The organism is Pseudomonas sp. W17 (genome assembly GCF_040268305.1).
GTDB classification, from domain to species: Bacteria; Pseudomonadota; Gammaproteobacteria; order Pseudomonadales; family Pseudomonadaceae; genus Aquipseudomonas; species Aquipseudomonas protegens.
Map to the genome: position 1 here is coordinate 3562725 of NZ_CP158490.1, position 17300 is coordinate 3580024.

Annotated in this window: 14 protein-coding genes; 5 read left to right on the forward strand and 9 right to left on the reverse strand. The window is 65.1% G+C overall.

Annotation, left to right across the window (positions count from 1 at the left end; translation table 11 throughout):
* Nucleotides 1-48: 48 nt before the first annotated feature.
* Together ABCR88_RS16450 and ABCR88_RS16455 are read right to left on the reverse strand one after the other, a co-directional pair.
* Nucleotides 49-996: an alpha/beta hydrolase gene (locus tag ABCR88_RS16450; RefSeq protein WP_041118150.1), complete on the reverse strand. Its 948-nt coding sequence runs from the start codon at nucleotides 994-996 to the stop codon at nucleotides 49-51.
* 122 nt (nucleotides 997-1118) lie between these two features.
* Nucleotides 1119-1862 (reverse strand): TetR/AcrR family transcriptional regulator, encoded by a 744-nt coding sequence (locus ABCR88_RS16455; protein WP_011061237.1) that lies wholly within the window; start codon nucleotides 1860-1862, stop codon nucleotides 1119-1121.
* Nucleotides 1863-2217: 355 nt separating this feature from the next.
* Here ABCR88_RS16455 and ABCR88_RS16460 point away from each other — a divergent pair, with 355 nt between their 5' ends.
* From ABCR88_RS16460 to ABCR88_RS16475, 4 genes are read left to right on the forward strand one after another with little or no spacing between them, the layout of a single operon-like run.
* Entirely contained in the window at nucleotides 2218-2922 is a 705-nt protein-coding gene (locus tag ABCR88_RS16460; RefSeq protein WP_041118149.1) for an ABC transporter ATP-binding protein, read from the forward strand.
* Nucleotides 2919-4118 (forward strand): ABC transporter permease, encoded by a 1200-nt coding sequence (locus ABCR88_RS16465; RefSeq protein ID WP_053158448.1) that lies wholly within the window; start codon nucleotides 2919-2921, stop codon nucleotides 4116-4118. Before ABCR88_RS16460 ends, ABCR88_RS16465 begins: the two co-directional genes overlap by 4 nt.
* On the forward strand, nucleotides 4111-5601 hold the full coding sequence (locus tag ABCR88_RS16470; RefSeq protein ID WP_011061234.1) for a TolC family protein: 1491 nt from the start codon (nucleotides 4111-4113) through the stop codon (nucleotides 5599-5601). Before ABCR88_RS16465 ends, ABCR88_RS16470 begins: the two co-directional genes overlap by 8 nt.
* Nucleotides 5591-6886: an efflux RND transporter periplasmic adaptor subunit gene (locus ABCR88_RS16475; protein WP_015635570.1), complete on the forward strand. Its 1296-nt coding sequence runs from the start codon at nucleotides 5591-5593 to the stop codon at nucleotides 6884-6886. The genes ABCR88_RS16470 and ABCR88_RS16475 overlap by 11 nt, the downstream gene beginning before the upstream one ends.
* 81 nt (nucleotides 6887-6967) lie before the next feature.
* Here ABCR88_RS16475 and ABCR88_RS16480 read toward each other — a convergent pair whose 3' ends face one another.
* From ABCR88_RS16480 to praB, 7 genes are all read right to left on the reverse strand, one after another.
* Nucleotides 6968-8671: an AMP-binding protein gene (locus tag ABCR88_RS16480; protein ID WP_350402705.1), complete on the reverse strand. Its 1704-nt coding sequence runs from the start codon at nucleotides 8669-8671 to the stop codon at nucleotides 6968-6970.
* Between the two features lie 19 nt (nucleotides 8672-8690).
* Nucleotides 8691-9989, reverse strand: coding sequence for an acetyl-CoA C-acetyltransferase (locus ABCR88_RS16485; protein WP_350402707.1), 1299 nt, complete (start codon nucleotides 9987-9989; stop codon nucleotides 8691-8693).
* On the reverse strand, nucleotides 9989-10879 hold the full coding sequence (locus ABCR88_RS16490; protein ID WP_350402709.1) for a MaoC/PaaZ C-terminal domain-containing protein: 891 nt from the start codon (nucleotides 10877-10879) through the stop codon (nucleotides 9989-9991). The genes ABCR88_RS16485 and ABCR88_RS16490 overlap by 1 nt, the downstream gene beginning before the upstream one ends.
* 3 nt (nucleotides 10880-10882) lie before the next feature.
* The gene (locus ABCR88_RS16495; protein WP_350402711.1) at nucleotides 10883-12235 is read right to left on the reverse strand and encodes a 3-oxoacyl-ACP reductase; all 1353 of its coding nucleotides are present in this window, start codon (nucleotides 12233-12235) and stop codon (nucleotides 10883-10885) included.
* Between the two features lie 30 nt (nucleotides 12236-12265).
* The gene (locus tag ABCR88_RS16500; RefSeq protein ID WP_350402713.1) at nucleotides 12266-14815 is read right to left on the reverse strand and encodes an acyl-CoA dehydrogenase; all 2550 of its coding nucleotides are present in this window, start codon (nucleotides 14813-14815) and stop codon (nucleotides 12266-12268) included.
* A gap of 278 nt (nucleotides 14816-15093) precedes the next feature.
* Nucleotides 15094-16542, reverse strand: a complete 1449-nt coding sequence (locus ABCR88_RS16505; protein WP_015635564.1) for an outer membrane protein transport protein — start codon at nucleotides 16540-16542, stop codon at nucleotides 15094-15096.
* Between the two features lie 122 nt (nucleotides 16543-16664).
* On the reverse strand, nucleotides 16665-17171 hold the full coding sequence (praB, locus tag ABCR88_RS16510) for an alkane oxidation protein activator PraB (RefSeq protein WP_011061226.1): 507 nt from the start codon (nucleotides 17169-17171) through the stop codon (nucleotides 16665-16667).
* On the opposite strand from praB, the gene ABCR88_RS16515 reads away from it, so the two are divergent.
* Nucleotides 17107-17295 carry a hypothetical protein gene (locus ABCR88_RS16515; protein WP_350404923.1) on the forward strand — a complete coding sequence of 63 codons (189 nt, stop codon included), beginning with the start codon at nucleotides 17107-17109 and terminating at the stop codon, nucleotides 17293-17295. The genes praB and ABCR88_RS16515 overlap by 65 nt on opposite strands.
* Nucleotides 17296-17300: the final 5 nt, after the last annotated feature.

The window sequence follows — 17300 nt, forward strand, 5'->3', positions numbered from 1 at the left end:
TGCTGGCGCGTTCGCTGGCACGCCAGCTCCTGCGGGGCGGCGGGCTCCCTAGGTGAACCGGCGCTGCAGGAAATCCAGCAACAGGGTATTGACCTGCTGCGGCCGTTCGTTCTGGATCCAGTGCCCGCAGTCCGCCAGCAGGTGCTGCTCAAGGTCCGCCACCTTGCCCGGCATGCGCTTGAGGGTATGGGCTTCCAGTACACCAACCGGGTCCTGGTCGCCCAGCAGGAACAAGGTCGGTTGCTGGATCCGGGCATCGGCCAGGAACTCGGTGCGCTTCCAGGTTCGCTCGAAATTGCGGTACCAGTTCAGGGCACCGCGAAAGCCGCGCCCGGCGAAGGTCTGGCGATAGGCCTGGAAATCCTCCTCGCTGCACCACTGCGGCAACCCTGCGGGCACCGTCACCCCGTCGAACAACCGGGCATCGGCCGGCTTGGGTTGCAGCAATGCACCGACATTGCCCATGAACAGCCGCAGGCTGGCGTCTATATCGGCGTCCAGTTCCGCCTCGGCCACTCCCGGCTGCTGGAAGTAGAGGATGTAGTTGAAATGCTCGCCGTGCACCTGGCGCATGATCTCGCTGGCCGGGCGCTTCGGCCGCCCGGCAAAGGGCACCGACAGGGTCACCAGCGCCGCCACCCGCTGCGGCTCCAGCAGCGCCAGGTGCCAGGCCACGGGGGCGCCCCAGTCGTGGCCGACGATGCACACCCGCTGCTGGCCGAAGGCGTGCATGGCCTGCTGGATATCGGCGCACAGGGTCAGCAGGTCGTAGGCCTGCACCGCCTCGGGAGCCGAGCTGCGGCCATAGCCACGCATTTCCGGGACGAACACCCGGAATCCCGCTGCCACCAGGGCCGGCACTTGATGGCGCCAGGAATGCCAGCACTCGGGAAAACCGTGCAGCAGCCATACCGGCTGCCCGTGTTCCGGGCCGCTGACCCGCACACTGAGTTCGATGCCGTTGACGGCCAGAACATGCTGTTGGGAGGAACTCATGGCGAATGCTCCAAGGCAGATGCAAGGAGCAGAACCTAGCAGATGTGGGCACCTGCCCCGAGAATCATTGACGCTCCGAATGATCCTGCTGCGCTGTCGGGGCCGGGCGGCTCAGCCGGGAATCAGCCGGCCAGGGAATGGGATTGCTGACGGATCAGGCGCTGGGTATCGAGGACTTTCTCCAGGGCCTGCTCGGAATCGGGGTCCTGCATGGGGGCGCGAATCGCCGCCGACACCAGGCTGATGAGCTTGGCCATGACTTCAGCATCGGTGGCCGGGCGTCCAAGGCTCATGGCCTGCATCAGCAGGCGCAGCTCGGTGCCGGCCATGACGCCGGAAATTGCCTTGAGGGCAAATTGCAGGCGCACCCCCAGCTCGTTGCGCGGCAGATCCGGCAAAGCCAGGGCAAAGGCCTTGAAGAAGCGCTCGAACACCGGCTGGTAATGCTCCTTGAGGTATTCCTGGATAAAGGGCGAAGTATCGCTGTAGACCCGACCAAGGAAGCGGATGAACGAGCGCCCTTCCACGCCGCCACTCTCGTCGCTGCGCTCGAGGCCCATGGCCGGGGCGAACAGCACCCCCAGCAGGGTTTCGCAGTCCAGCGGGCCCTCGGCCTGCTCCTCGCACTTGGCCAGCAGTTCCAGGCGCTGATCATTGAGTGGCCCCAGGCGCTGCATCAACAGGGCCTTCATCAGCGAATCCTTGTCGCCGAAGTGGTAGTTCACCGCCGCCAGGTTGACCTTGGCCCGCTCGGTAATCTGACGCAGCAGCACCGCGTCGTAGCCGTACTTGATAAATAATGCCTCGGTCGCTTCCAGCAGTCGGGTCTTGGTGACATTGGGGGCACTGAGTTTCTTGGCGACCATGGAGGACTAACCTTTGCTGGGATGAAAAACTGACCGTTCGAACAGTGTTTTAAAAAAAAATTTGATTTTTTATACCTGCGAGAAGCCCTAAAAGCAAGCGCCCGAGGGACCGTCACGGTGGCCACCGGCCTTTTTGTGACCCACGGGTTTCTCCGCAAAAAAACCTGGAAAAAGCCCTCAATTACCCGGTTCAGACGGCTGGCGTGGCAGGATGAACGCAGTTACTATTCAAACAATGTTTTTAAAATAATAAATAAAACCAGAGCTTGGCCCTGCCCCTGAATACCCCTGTTGCGTGATCCCTGCGCCCCGTGGTTGTTCAAGCAGCCAGTCGAGCCAGCCGGCGCGGTAAGCGATGACAGAGACGATAATCGACCAAGGTTTTATCTCCCTGCAGGGCATAGGCAAGAGCTATCGGCTGGCGGAGCAACCGCTCCACATTCTCAAGAACGTCTCCCTTTGCATCGACGCCGGTGAAAGCTGCGCCATCCTGGGTGCCTCCGGTTCCGGCAAGAGCACCCTGCTGAACATTCTCGGCCTGCTGGATCTGCCCGACAGCGGCGACTATCACTTTGCCGGCCACGATATCTTCCGCGCCAGCCCCGACCAGTTGGCGGCGATCCGCAACCAGCAGATCGGCTTCGTGTTCCAGAGCTTCAACCTGCTGCCGCGTCTCAGCGCCCTGGACAACGTCGCCCTGCCCCTGAGCTACCGCGGCGTGGCCCGGCGTGATTCCCTGGAGCGGGCCATGCACATGCTCGACCAGGTAGGCCTCGGGCAACGCGCCGACCACCGCCCGGCGGACCTTTCCGGCGGCCAGCGCCAGCGGGTGGCGATCGCCCGGGCACTGGTGGGCGAACCCTCGGTGATCCTCGCCGACGAACCCACCGGCAACCTCGACAGCCACACCGCCCAGGACATCATGGACCTGCTGCTGGCGCTGAACCGCGAGCGCCGGGTGACCCTGATCATCGTCACCCACGACCCCAATATCGCCCAGCGCCTGGAACGGCAGATCCGTGTCACCAATGGCGTGGTGCAGGAGGTCTGCCCGGCATGAGCCTCAAGGTCGAGCAAAGCGCCAGCCAGCTGCTGCACGAAGCCTTCGTCAGCCTGCGCACCCTGGGCAAGCGTTCGATCCTGGCCCTGCTGGGCATCGTCATCGGCAGTTCCTCGGTGGTGGCACTGATCAACATCGGCCACAACGCCGCCGAGGACGCCGCGGCGATCTTCCAGAACATGGGCACCGACACCCTGGTGGCCCGCTTTCCCGCCAGCGCCGACAGCCGCACGCCGCTGCCCGCGGCCCTGGACACCCGGGCGCTGAGCCAGGCGGTGCCGAGCCTGATCAACATTGCCCCGACGGTGTTGCTCAGCGCCACGCTGATCCGCAATGGCCGCTCCGCCAACGCCAGTGTGGTGGGCGCGACCGCCGAGCTGGCGCCGGCCATGCGCCTGCAGTTGCGTGAGGGGCGTTTTCTCTCGGACTTCGATCAGAACGAAATCTATGCGGTGATCGGCCATCAGGTGGCTCAGACCCTGGGCGCCGCCGGGGCCCCGCTGCAACTGGGGGACCGGGTGCGGATCAACGACTACCTGTTCCTGGTCATCGGTATCCTGCAGAACCAGCCCAGCGCGGTGCTGGTGCCAATCCAGGCCAATGACTCGGTGTTCCTGCCCCAGGGCAGCATGCGGCGGATTTTCCCTTCGCCACAGATCGACAATGTGGTGACCCGGGTCGCCGGTGGCCAGAACATGGAGCAGGTCGCCGCGGCCATGACCCAGGCCTTGAAAAAGATCCTGCGCGGACGTGAGGTGGAAGTGCAGGTACCGCAGCAGATCATCGACGGCATGACCCGGCAGAGCCGCACCTTTGGCTACCTGCTGATGGCCCTGGGCGGCATTTCCCTGGTGGGGGGTGGCGTGGGGGTGATGAACGTGATGCTGATGAATGTCTCGGAGCGCCGCCGCGAGATCGGCATCCGCATGGCCCTGGGCGCCCGGCAAAAGGACATCCGCAACCTGTTCCTGCTGGAGGCGGTCAGCCTGACCGCAGTTGGCGCCCTATCGGGGGCGATACTGGGGGTCGCCTCGGCCTTTATCTACGCCCGGATGTCCGGCTGGCACTTCTCACTGGCGGGAGCCGCACTGCCGCTGGGGATCGGGAGCACCCTGCTGGTGGGCCTGTTTTTCGGCCTGTACCCGGCCATTTCGGCATCCAGACTGCAACCGGTGGAGGCGTTGCGCGATGAATGACTGGCGCCTGCGAACACTCGCCTGCCTGTGCCTTTTGTACTTGCCGGCGCTCAGCGCCGATGAGCGGGTGGATCGCCCTTCCGCTCCCACCATGCGCAGCGACTATTCGCGCAGCGCCCTGCTCAGCCAGCAGGTCACCGACCTGACCCTGGGAGACGCGGTCTACCTGGGCTTGCGCAACAACCGCAGCATCCGCAGTTCGTACCTGCAGCGGGTGGCGCAGAAGTTCGACCTGCGGGTGGCCGAGGATGTGTTCAACCCCAAGCTGCTGATCACCGGCAACTACCGCACCACCCGGGGCAGCAGCGACACCACGCAGAACCTCAACATGGCCCCGGCCACCAGCCTGTTGAGCGAGTACGGCACACGCCTGAGCATGGCCTGGATCCAGGACCTGAACAAAGCCGATCGGGCCGGCCGCCAGCGCAGCGACGGCCTGGACCTGGCGATCATCCAGCCATTGCTGCGCGGCGCCGGCTGGGACGTGACCACCGCGCCCTTGCGCCTGGCGCGCATCACCGAACAAAGCAATCGCCTCAACCTCAAGGCCGGGGTCGCCCAGACCATCACCGCGATCATTACCACCTACCGCGAGCTGCTGCGTTCCCAGGAACAGCTGACCATCGCCCAGGAAGCCCTCAAGCGCGCCAATGCCCTGCTGGAAGTCAACCGCGCGCTGATCAGCGCCGGGCGCATGGCCGAGTTCGAGATCGTGCAGACCGAAGCCGACATCGCCAGCCAGGAGCTGGGGGTGGAGGAAGCGCGCAACCAGGTGGACGTCAACCGCCTGTCGCTGCTGCGTCTGCTGGCCCTGGACATGTCCAGCCGGATCCACGCCAGCGAGGCCCTGCAGGCGGCCAAGATCAGCATCGACCAGCGCGAGGCCCTGCGCCTTGCGCAGATCCAGCAACCCGAATACCTGGCTACCCTGCTGGGCAGCCAGCAGGCCGACCTGAACCTGGTGATCGCCAAGGACCAGTCGCGCTGGGACGTATCCCTGGTGGCCGGGGCCAACCAGACCCGCAGCCGCTATGACAATGACACCAGCAACGGTTCGGACCGGCGCTGGGACAGCTACGCCGGGGTCCAGGTGCAGATTCCCATTGGCGACCTGAGTACCCGCCAGGCCGAGGTCCACGCCCGGGTCAATGTGGAGAACCAGGAAATCCTCCTGGCCGATGCCCGCCAGGTGCTGGAGCGTGACGTCAACAACGTGGTGCGCGACCTGGGCACCCGCTGGCGCCAGTACGAGATTGCCCAGCGCGCCAGCGAACTGTCCAAGCGCAAGCTGGACATCGAACGGGAAAAGCTCAGTGCCGGCCGTTCCAGCAACTTCCAGGTGCTGAGTTTCGAGGGTGACCTGCGCAACGCCGAGAATGCCCGGCTCAATGCGCTGATCGCCTACCTGAACGCCCAGACGCAACTGGACCTGACCCTGGGCATGACTTTGGAGAGCTGGGACATTGCGCTCAATGACTTCTGACAAGCCGCAGGCGAGCAAGCGCCGTCGCCATACCCTGCAAGCGCTGGCCCTGGCCGTCGCCCTCGCCGTGGGCGCCGCGGCCCTGGTCACACTGCAGTCCCCCGCCAGCACTCCGGCCAGCGAGGCCCGCTGGGTCAGCGTGCAAGGCACGGTACTGACTCACCAGATCGGCCTGGTGGGCAAGATCGAACCCCAAAAGACCGTGGTCCTCACCGCCCCGTTCGAAGGCAATGTGCAGGCCAGCCTGGTGGAACAGGGCCAGCGCGTAGAGGCCGGCCAGGTCCTTTTGCAGATGGACCCGGGGCTGGTGGAGATCCAGTCGCGCGAAGCCCTTTCCACCTTGCTCAAGGCCCGCCGCACCGTCCAGGAGCTGCAGGACTGGAACAACGGCGCCGTGGTCACCCGGGCCCGCCGTACCCTGCGCAACTCGCAGATGTCCCTGGCCAATACCGAACGCAAGCTGCGGGAAAGCCAGAACCTGTTCCAGCGCGGAATCATTCCGCGCAACGAGCTCAACGACCAGGAGCAACAGGCACAGATGCAGCGCCTGGACCTGGCCGCCGCCCAGAGTGAATTGCAGCAGGCGCTGAACCAGGGCACGGGGGAATACCGGCAGATTGCCGAAATGGAGTTGACCAACGCCACGGTCAAGTACGACGCCCTGCGCAAACTGCTGGAGCACAAGAACGTGGTCGCCCCCTTTGCCGGCATCGTGGTGCCGCCACCCAATGGCGGCGCGGGCCCGAACACCGCCGGTGCCGCCAACGGTCCGGTGCAGACCGGTTCACGCCTGAGCCCGGGGCAAGTGCTGTTCGGCCTGGCCAACATCGAACAGCTGAAGATCGTCAGCAAGGTGTCGGAGCTGGACATCAACCAACTGCACCAGGGGCAGCGCGTGGAAATTCTCGGTGACGGCTTTGATGGTGAACGCCTGGAGGGCGTGGTGGATATCGTCAGCAGCCTGGCCCTGCCCAACGAAACCGCAGGTGCCGGAGCGCAATTCCCGGTGACCCTGTCGGTGCCCAAACTGAGCCGCGAACAACTGCAACGGGTGCGCCTGGGCATGAGCGCGCGGCTGACCATCGTCACCTACCGCAACGACCAGGCCATCGTGCTGCCGCCTGCGGCGATCCAGCGCGACGCCGACGGCATGAGCGTGGAATACCGGGCAACGGCCGATCAACCAGGCCAGCGGGTGCCGGTGACCGTGGGCCAATCGACCCCGGAGGGCGTGGAAGTGTTCGGCCTGCAACCGGGCCAGGTTCGCCTGCCCAACGCCTTGTAGGCGCTGGCCTGCCAGCGAAGGCGCCCTCGGGAACGGCGCAAGGCCCAGGGGTTTCTTCGCCGGCAAGCCGGCTCCTGCGGGTCAGCGCAGGGCGCGGCGCAGGACTTTGCCCACGGTGGTCTTGGGCAGCTCTTGGGTACGGAACTCTACATAGCGCGGCACTTTGTAGCCGGTGAGGTATTCCCGGCAGTGGGCCAGCAACTGGTCCTGGGTCAGCGCCGGGTCCTTGCGCACGACGAAGATCTTCACTTTCTCGCCGGTCACATCATCCTCGACGCCAATCGCCGCCACTTCCGCCACCCCGGGGTGCAGGGCCACCACATCCTCGATCTCGTTGGGGTACACGTTGAAACCGGAGACCAGGATCATGTCCTTCTTGCGGTCCACCAGGCGAATGAAGCCCTGCTCGTTCATCACCCCGACATCCCCGGTGGACAGCCAGCCATGGCGGTCCAGAACCTTGGCGGTTTCCTCCGGGCGCTGCCAGTAGCCCTTCATCACCTGCGGCCCGCGTACCTGCAGCTCGCCCTCCTCGCCCAGCTCGGCCAGTTGGCCGTCCTCGCGCACGAAGCGCACCCAGGTCGAAGGCAGCGGTACGCCGATGGTCCCGGTGAAATCGCCTTCGCGCATGCGCGCAATGTCGATCGGGCTGATGCTCACCACCGGCGAGCACTCGGTCAGGCCGTAGCCTTCGATGATCGGCACCCCGGTGACTTCCTTCCAGCGCCGGGCCACCGAGGTGTGGGTGGCCATGCCGCCCGCAATCGCCAACTTCAGGTCGGAGAAATCCCGGCCGCGAAACTCCTCGTTTTCCAGCAGGCCGTTGAACAGGGTGTTGACCCCGACGATGCCGCTGAACTTTTCCTTGCGCAGGATCATCTGCACCCGCTTCACGTCCCGCGGGTTGGCGATCAGGATGTTGCGCCCGCCCAGGCACATGAACATCAGGCAGTTCACCGTCAGCGACAGCACGTGGTACAGCGGCAACAGGGTGACGTTGGTTTCCTGCTGGTTCTCGTCCAGCTGGTCACCGACCCAGGCCTTGGCCTGCATCAGGTTGGCGAGGATGTTGCGGTGCGTGAGCATGGCGCCCTTGGCATCGCCGGTGGTGCCGCCGGTGTATTGCAGGAAGGCGATGTCGTCCTGCTTGAGTTCCACCGGGCGGTGCTCCAGTACGCTGGCCAGCTTCATCATCGCCGGAAAGCGGATGGCCCCCGGCAGGTTGAATTTCGGCACCTGCTTTTGCACATGGCGCAAGGCGAAGTTCAGGGCTGCGCCCTTGAAGGTGCCCAGCAGGTCACCGATGGCGGCCACCACGATGTTCTTCAATTGGCTGCCCGGCATCGCCTGTTCCAGGGTGTGGGCGAAATTCTCGAAGATCACCACGGTCTCGGCGCCGCTGTCTTTGAGCAGGTGCCGCAGTTCGTGAGCCGTGTACAGCGGGTTGACGTTGACCACCACGGCCCCCACCAGCAGGGTGCCGAACAGGCAGATCGGGTACTGCAGGCAGTTGGGCATCATCAACGCCACCCGGTCGCCCTTCTTCACCCCCTTGGACTGCAACCAGGCGGCGAAAGCCAATACCCGCTTCTCCCACAGGTCGTAGCCCATCTCGGTGCCGATGCTCACATAGGCCACCCGTTGGCGATACTTTTCCACGTGTTCGAGGAACACTTCCCGCAGCGACGGGTAACGGTCGATCTCGGCTTCGATATCGCTGGGCACTCCCGGCAGGTAAGCGTTCAGCCAGATACGCTCGACGGGTTGCAGGCTCACGACACTCATTGGCAGTCTCCTTGTTATTTTATTTTTCGACGATGGCGGTTACGCCCAGCCCGCCTGCTGCACAGATGGAAATCAGCCCGCGGCCGCCGCCGCGCTCATGGATCGCCTTGGCCAGGGTCGCCAGTTGCCGCCCACCGGTGGCGGCGAACGGATGCCCGCAGCCCAGGGAGCCACCGTTGACGTTGAGCTTGCTGCGCTCGATGCTGCCCAGCGGTCCGTCTAGGCCGAGCTTGTCCCGGCAGTAATCAGCGTCCTCCCAGGCCTTGAGGGTGCACAGTACCTGGGCGGCAAAGGCTTCGTGGATCTCGTAGAAGTCGAAATCCTCCAGGCTCAGGCCCTCCCGGGCGAGCATGCGCGGCACGGCATAGGCCGGGGCCATGAGCAGCCCTTCACTGCCGTCGACAAAGTTCACCGCGGCGGTTTCCCCGGTACGCAGGTAGGCCAGCACCGGCAGGTTGTTGGCCGCCGCCCAGTCTTCGCTGGCCAGCAGCACCACCGAGGCGCCATCGGTGAGCGGGGTCGAGTTGCCGGCGGTCAGGGTGCCGTTGTGGCGGTGGTAGGCCGGGCCCAGGCCGGCGAGCTTCTCCAGGCTGGCGTCGGCCCGCAGGTTGTTATCGCGTTTCAGGCCGCGGTACGGGGTGATCAGGTCATCAAAGAAGCCGCGCTGGTAGGCCGCATTCAACTGGTGGTGGCTGGTGAGGGCCAGTTCATCCTGGGCCAGGCGCTTGATCTGCCAGCGCTTGGCCATTTCTTCGCAGTGTTCGCCCATGGACAGCCCGGTGCGCGGCTCGCCGTTGCGTGGCAGCAACGGCTTGAAGAACATCCCCGGGCGCACCTTGAGCAGGCTGCGCAGCTTGTTGCCGGTGCCCTTGGCGCGATTGGCCTGGAGCAAGGTGCGGCGCAGGCCTTCGTTAATACCTATGGGCGCGTCGGAGGTGGTGTCGGCGCCCCCGGCAATGCCCACTTCGATCTGCCCCAGGGCGATCTTGTTGGCCACCAGCAGCGCCGCCTCAAGCCCGGTGCCGCAGGCCTGCTGCAGGTCATAGGCCGGGGTCTGCGGCGACAGGGTGGTGGACAAGAGACTTTCCCGGGCCAGGTTGAAATCCCGCGAATGCTTGATCACCGCCCCCGCGGCGAACTCCCCCAGGCGCTGGCCCGACAGGCCGTAGCGATCCACCAGGCCCTGCAACGCCGCCACCAGCAGGTCCTGGTTGCTGTCATTGGCATATACCGTGTTGGAACGGGCGAATGGAATCCGGTTACCGCCCAGGATCGCCACCCGGCGTACCGGCGCCGGATTGAAACTGTACTCAGCCATCAACGAGCTCCCCAGATAAATAGACCGCGCATGTGGGGCTTGTCCCCCGCGTTGTTGCGCACTTCAAACTCATGGCGCGGGCCGTCCGGCAGGCGATTCCACAGGGTCACCGCCGCCGGCAGGAAGATCGGCAGCTTGAACTCACAGTCCAGTTGGGCCGCCGCCAGTGGATGGGGCGGTTGCTGGGCCGCCAGGGCCCGGCCCAGGGTCCACATGCCGTGGGCAATGGGCCGGCGGAAGCCGAAAAGCCGGGCGCCCAGCCATGAGGTATGGATCGGGTTGAAGTCGCCGCTGACCGTTGCAAAACGCCGTCCCAGGTCGCCCCCCAGGCTCCAGCGCTGAGTGCGCACCAAGGCCTGCTCATCCCATTGCAACAAGCCCTCCCAGGGCTCGCCGATGGGCCCGGCTACACCGCGGCGCAGGTACAGGCTGTCGCTTTCCCAGACTAGGCTGCCGCCACTGTGGGCCCGGGTGGCAATCGACAGCGCCTGGCCCTTGGGATGGGCCAGCCAGCGCTCGGCGAACACTTCCAGGCGCAGGGCCTGGCCCTCCTCCAGCCGTTGGTACTGGCGGATGCGGTTGGCCAGGTGGACCATGCCGCTGGCCGGGTAGGGAAACGTCGGGCGGGTCAGCAGCAACAGGTGCAGCGGGAACGCCAGGGTGTGGGGAAACGCCAGCGGCACCCCATGTTCCCGGCGAAAGCCGCAGGCCTGGGCGTAGCGGGCTATTTCGTCGGCCTTGAGCTCTACCGCCGGGCGCACCAGGCGCTCGCTGGGCAGCTTGGGGGCAGCGTCTGGTTTGGGCTTGCGCAGGCTGCGGATGCCGTCGTAGAGCAACTGTCCCCGGGACGGAGGCGGCTCGATGATGCGAATGGCAGAGTCGGCATTCATGCTTCAGGCCCCCAGCAGGCTTTGCCCGCAGACGCGGACCACCTGTCCATTGATCCCGCCGGAGGCCGGATGGGCCAGCCAGGCGATGGTTTGCGCCACATCCACGGCCTGCCCGCCCTGGTTCATGGAGTTCATGCGCCGTCCGGCCTCGCGGATCATCAGCGGGATCTTCGCGGTCATCTGGGTTTCGATAAAACCCGGGGCCACGCCATTGACGGTGATCTGCTGGCGCGCCGCCAAAGGGGCGAGGTTCTGCACCAGGCCGATGACCCCGGCCTTGGAGGTGGCGTAGTTGCTCTGCCCGAGGTTGCCGGCGATCCCGGAAATCGACGAGACGCAGACGATGCGCCCGCCGGGATTCAGGCCCTGGCCTTCCAGCAGCGCCTGGCTGAGCAGCAGCGGCGCTTCCAGGTTGACCGCCATGACCTTGCGCCACGCTGCCTCGGTCATCTTCGCCAGGGTCTTGTCCTGGGTGATGCCGGCGTTGTGCACCACGATATCGAAGGCGCCGTGCTCGCCGACGAACTCCAGCAGGCGTTGCCCGGCGTTGGCCGCGGTGATGTCCAGGGCCAGGGCGCAGCCCTTGATCCCGGCAGCCGCCTGCTGCAGCTCGGCCTCGCTCTGGGGAATGTCCAGGCACACCACCTGGGCGCCCTCCCGGGCCAGGACCTTGGCAATGGCCAGGCCGATGCCGCGGCAGGCCCCGGTGACCAGTGCCCGGCGCCCGCCCAGGGGCTGTTGCCAATCGATGTGCCGGGGCACTTCCACCGGCTCGCCGATGCGCACCACCTGCCCCGATACATAGGCCGAGCGGCGCGACAGGAAGAACCGCAGGCTGCTGTCCAGCTCGGCTTCGGCGCCGGGCTCGACGTACAGCAACTGCACCGTGATGGCCCGACGCAGCTCCTTGCCCAGGGAACGCACGAAGCCTTCCAGGGCCCGTTGCGCCACCGCCTGGGCTAGTTCCTTGCAGTGCTCCGGCGGCGTACCCAGCACCAGCACCCGGCCGTGGGCAGTCAGGCGCCGCACATTGGCGTGGAAGAAGCGGTACAGCTCGTCCAGCTGGGCGATGTCGGCCACCCCACTGGCATCGAACACCAGGCCCTGGACCTTCACCGTGGAAGGCGCGGTGATGCTTGCGGCCTGGGCCGCCACGGTGTCGGTGGCGGCGAAGATCCGTTGCAGCTCGCCCAGCAGGCGCCCCTCGGGCGCTGCGGCGAGGACCACCGGGTTGAGCAGGTTGCCGCCCTGCCCCTCGCGGTGCCGTTGCAGCGGCACCGGTTGCGGCAGGCCGGTGCGCTGGGCCAGCCAGCGGCCCCAGCCGGAATTGACGAACGAAAGATAACCGTCAGACATAAAGAGATCCCGATCCAATCCTGTAGAGGGTCAATAGGCCGAATCGCTGGCGGCCACTGCGTCTTCGCTGCTGGCCGCGCGTTTGCGCGAGGCCGGCTTGGCGCTTTGCTCGAAGTGCGCCTGACGCTGTTGCAGGGCTTCGAGCAGACCGAAGTCCTGGGGGAAGTCGTCGACCTGGATCGCGTGGTCGCCGTATTCCACATAGCGCCCCAGCAGTTCGTCCTCGTCCGGGCTGATCAGCTGCAGCTCCAGGGCCTTGACCCGCCAGATCACGAAGGCCTCGCGGGAGATCGGCAACGGCGCCAGGCTGCCCTGCTTGATCGCCGGCTTGAGCCGCGCTTCGATCAGGTCCACCTGTGGCTGCAGGCGGAACGCCAGTTCGCCATAGGCCAGCTTGTCGATGTCCGGCTGCGGGATGTAGGAGTCGGCCAGCAGGCGGTCGCGGGTCGGGCCCGGGGTCTGCACCAGTTCGGCGACTTGCGCCAGCAGGCGGTCCGACGGCTTGCGCTGGGGAATGCCCAGGGGAAAGCTCAGGCCACGGATGATCCGCGCGGCAGCCTTGGACGGATAGTTGTCCAGCACTTCGGCCAGGGCTTCATGGGCCCGCAGCAGGCAGTCCTGGGCGGCCCAGTGCACCAGCGGCAGGTCGGCCTGCGGCCGGCCATCGTCCTCGAAGCGCTTCAGTACGCAGGACAGGATGTACAGCTGGGACAGAATGTCCCCCAGGCGCCCGGTGATGCTTTCCTTGCGCTTGAGGGCACCGCCCAGCACGCCCATGGAAATGTCCGAGGCCAGGGCCAGCACCACCGACAGACGCTGGATCTGCCGGTAATAGGCGGCCAGGGCCTTGTCAGTGTTGCCCGGGGCCTTGATCAGGCGCCCGCCAGTGACCGCATGCACCGCGGCGCGCACGGTGTTGGCGAAGACGAAGCTGATATGGCCGAACATCGCGCTGTCGAACGCTTCCAGGCCCTTGCGCCCGGTATCCCGGGCCGCTTCCATCTCGCGAAAGACGTAGGGATGGCAACGGATCAGCCCCTGGCCGTAGATGATCAGGCAGCGGGTCATGATGTTCGCACCTTCCACGGTAATGGCGATCGGGCTTTGCTGGTAGGCCCGGGCCAGGAAGTTGTTGGGCCCCATGCAGATCCCCTTGCCGGCAACGATGTCCATGCCGTCATTGACCATGGCCCGGGCGCGCTCGGTAACGTGGTACTTGGCGATGGCCGAGATCACCGAGGGCTTCTCGCCGGCATCCAGGGACGCCACCGAGACCTTGCGCACCGCGTCGCAGGCATACAGGTGCCCGGCCATGCGGGCCAGGGGCGCCTGCACCCCTTCGAACTTGCCGATGGGCAGGCCGAACTGCTTGCGCATCGCCGCATAGGCCGTGGTGCCGCGCACCGCCACCTTGCCCAGGCCGACGTTGGCCGAGGGCAGGGAAATGGCGCGCCCGGCGGCCAGGCATTCCATCAGCATGCGCCAGCCGTTGCCCACCTGGTCGCCACCGCCGATCACCCATTCCAGGGGGATGAACACATCCTTGCCGGTGGTCGGGCCATTCTGGAACACCGCGTTCAGCGGCCAGTGGCGCCGCCCGGTATTGACCCCGGGATGAGTGGTGGGAATCAGCGCGCAGGTGATCCCCAGGCTGCCCTTGGTGCCCAGCAGGCCGTCCGGGTCCTCGGCGCGAAACGCCAGGCCCAGCACCGTGGCGATCGGGCCCAGGGTGATGTAGCGCTTGTCCCAGGTAACCCGGAAGCCCAGCACTTCCTGGCCCTCGAACTGGCCCTTGCAGACCACCCCGACATCGGGGATCGCCCCAGCGTCGGAACCGGCATAAGGGCTGGTCAGGGCAAAGCAGGGAATGTCTTCGCCCCGGGCCAGGCGCGGCAGGTAATGCTGGCGCTGGGCCTCGGTGCCGTAGTGCAGCAGCAGTTCGGCCGGGCCCAGGGAGTTGGGCACCATCACCGAGATTGCCGCCGCCGAGCAGCGGGTGGAGAGCTTCATCACCACCTGGGAATGGGCATAGTGGGAGAAACCTTTGCCGCCGTACTGCTTGGGAATGATCATCCCCAGGAAGCCGGCGTCCTTGGTGTATTGCCAGGCCTTGGGCGACAGGTCCTGCCAGACCTGGGTGGTCTCCCAGTCGTTGGCCATATCGCACAGGGTTTCCACTTCGTTGTCCATGAACGCCTGCTCTTCGGCGCTCAGGCTGGCCGGCGCGGCGCCTATCAGGCGCGACCAGTCGGGCTTGCCGCTGAACAGCTCGGCATCCCACCAGACCGTGCCGGATTCGATGGCCGCGCGCTCGGTGTCGGACATGGCCGGCATGATCTTGCGGAACATGGCCAGGGCACGACGGGTGAGCAAGGCCCGACGCAGCGGCTTGACGCTCAGCAGCGCTGCCGGCAGCACCACCAGCAGCGCCGCGAGGGTGATGCCCAGCGAGCCCACCAGGCCCAACCAGTGCCCTGCCCCCAGCCAGACCAGGGCCGAGCCCAGCCACCAGGATGCCGGGGCCTGCCGATAGGCCAGTGCGAACGCAGCGGCGAGTCCCACCAATAACCAGACAATCATGGAATACCTCTCTTGTTCTATGCAGACAACCACTTGGAGCCTGGGCGTTGTGCCGGCCCCTCGAAGATCACCCTACAAAGGAAATTGCCGCGTTTCAAATTTTATTTTTAAATATTGTTTTGAGTGATTTCAGCAACGCACAACGGCCGAACGATGTCAGCCAGGGCTTGGGGAAATGGCAGGTCAAGACGGGTCCTGGGGTGACCCGTCCCGCCGACGGCAGTAGCACAATCCCTTTGTACTGCCGTTATCTCGAGGCGTGGGTAAAGCCTTTACCCTCAGAAGTGATAGGTCGCGGAGAGACTCACCACCTCGCCCTTGGCGTCGACCTTGCCATCCAGGCGCGAAGCACCGAGACGGTCCACGTTCTGGGTCTTGATCTTGGCTTCCTTGACGAATTGCCGGGAATAGGCGCCGTCGATGGTCAGGCCGGGGATCGCCCTGATGTCATAGCCGAAGCCCAGGGAAGTGAACCAGCGATCGTTGTCGGGAATCCGCGGGTCACGTGTGCTGTTGCGGGTTGGTGTCTGGTCGTACGCCACACCGGCCCGCAGGGTCAGCTGGTCGGTGAAGCGGTAGTCGCCACCCAGGGAATACATCATGGTGTCTTTGTACTTGTACGGGATGGAGACCAGGGTATTGCCATCGGACTTCAGGGTCAGGTCCTTGAACGACGACCATTGGGTCCACAGCATGCTGGCACCCAGGGTGAAGCGGTCATCGAACACATGCACCCAGTCCAGCCCGGCGGAGGCTGGAATGTCCAGCTGGGCACTGGCGTTGGCGCCATCCGGGTTCAGCTTCAGGCCGGGATAGGCCAGTTCCACCAGGCTTTCACCATTGGGCCCGGCCGGTTGGGTCATGTACTGGCGGCCTACCGCGTCGGCACGCACGTTGTACTTGCCGTCCATCTTGTTCTTGATCTTGGCGTGGTAGTTCAGGCCCAGGGTGTCGCGGTCGGTGGGTTTCCAGACCACGCCGGTGAACCAGCCTACCGAGGTATTGTCCACCTTGACCCGCATCAGGTTCGCCCCGACGCCGGATGGCAGCGGAATCCCGCCCAGGCCGGGAGATACCGCCGCGGCACCGGTCAGGTTGAGGTTCTGGCTGACAAAGCCCTTGCTGTGCTGGACGATGACCCCGGCACCCAGGGAGAAGTCGTCATTGACCTTGAACGACAGCGAGCCGGTCAGGCCCACGGTCTCGATCTTGGTATCCACCGAAAAGTCGCGGATCTTGGAATTGTCGTTGTCCCAGGTGCTGCGCATGCCCATGGGCACGACCTGGCTCAGGCCGAAGGCAAACTGATCGTTGATCGGCATTACCATGAAGCCGGTCGGCAACCAGGCGGTGAAGCCGCCCTGGCCACCATTGCCCTCCAGGGGCACCGGGCCACCGGTGGGGACGCCGGACGCATCCACCGGCAAGGTGGTGGCCGGATTCCCTTGATAATCGTAGGCATCGCCTTTGTATTTCATCTTGATGCGGGCGTAGTCGACCGTCATCTGTGCCACGTTCTGATCGATAAACGCCATGGCCGCCGGGTTGTTGTAAGCCGCACTGGGGTCGTTCTTGAACAATGAACCACCACCGAAGGCCCGGCCCCATCCGGGAGCGCCGTAGGTAGGCGTGGTGAAGCCGCCTGCCTGAACAGTGCCGATCGCACCAAAGCCCCCCAACAGGGCGAGTGCCACCGCGATCTGCAACTGTTGTTTCTTATTATTCATGCCCCACTCCTTATTATTATCGATAGCAACCGACACTACAGGGCCCTCCTGATCTGCAGATCACCGCCTCTTGCGAGGCGGTGTCCTTCAGCGGGTGATCAGCCCTTGGTTCCAGATAACGCTTAAATCACGCTGACCTGTGGCGACGGCTTGGCGTTCAGTACATCCACGGAGCAGCCACCGCTCAGGGTCTGAGGCGTGCTCAGGCTCAGCGAGTGAGTCACGTTGCTCCAGGCCACGTTGATGGTGGTCGGACCGCAGTTGGTGGCAGGGAAGAAGGAAATGGTGTAACCCACATTGGTCACGGTACCGGCGGTGGTGCTGGAGGCACTCAGGGTCCATGGCAAGCCAGTGATCTTCGGCAGGTTGCACAGCGCGTTGCTGCCGCTGACGGTGGCGCCGGTGATGCTGGCCACGCCGCCGGCGATGTTGCCGCTGAAGTTGATGTTGCAGGTCACGGGCTGGTTGAACGAGGACGGCGAGCGCACGGTGATGGTGCCGCCTGGGGTAGTGAACGGACCATCCGGGTTCGCACCATCAATGGCGATGGATGCAGCGCTGGCCATGGAAGCAGCTCCCAAGCAGGCAACGATGGCGGTGGCGGACACGAGAGTTTTGATGCCTTTCATTGTTGTTTTTCCTCACATGTATGGCGATTCATTTCGCCGGGGTAATGGCCTTGAGCGAGACAACACGGAGAACAGCGACCGAGCTTCCCTTTCCAGCCAAATCTTCAATTCGATAAAGGTGTGACGTGC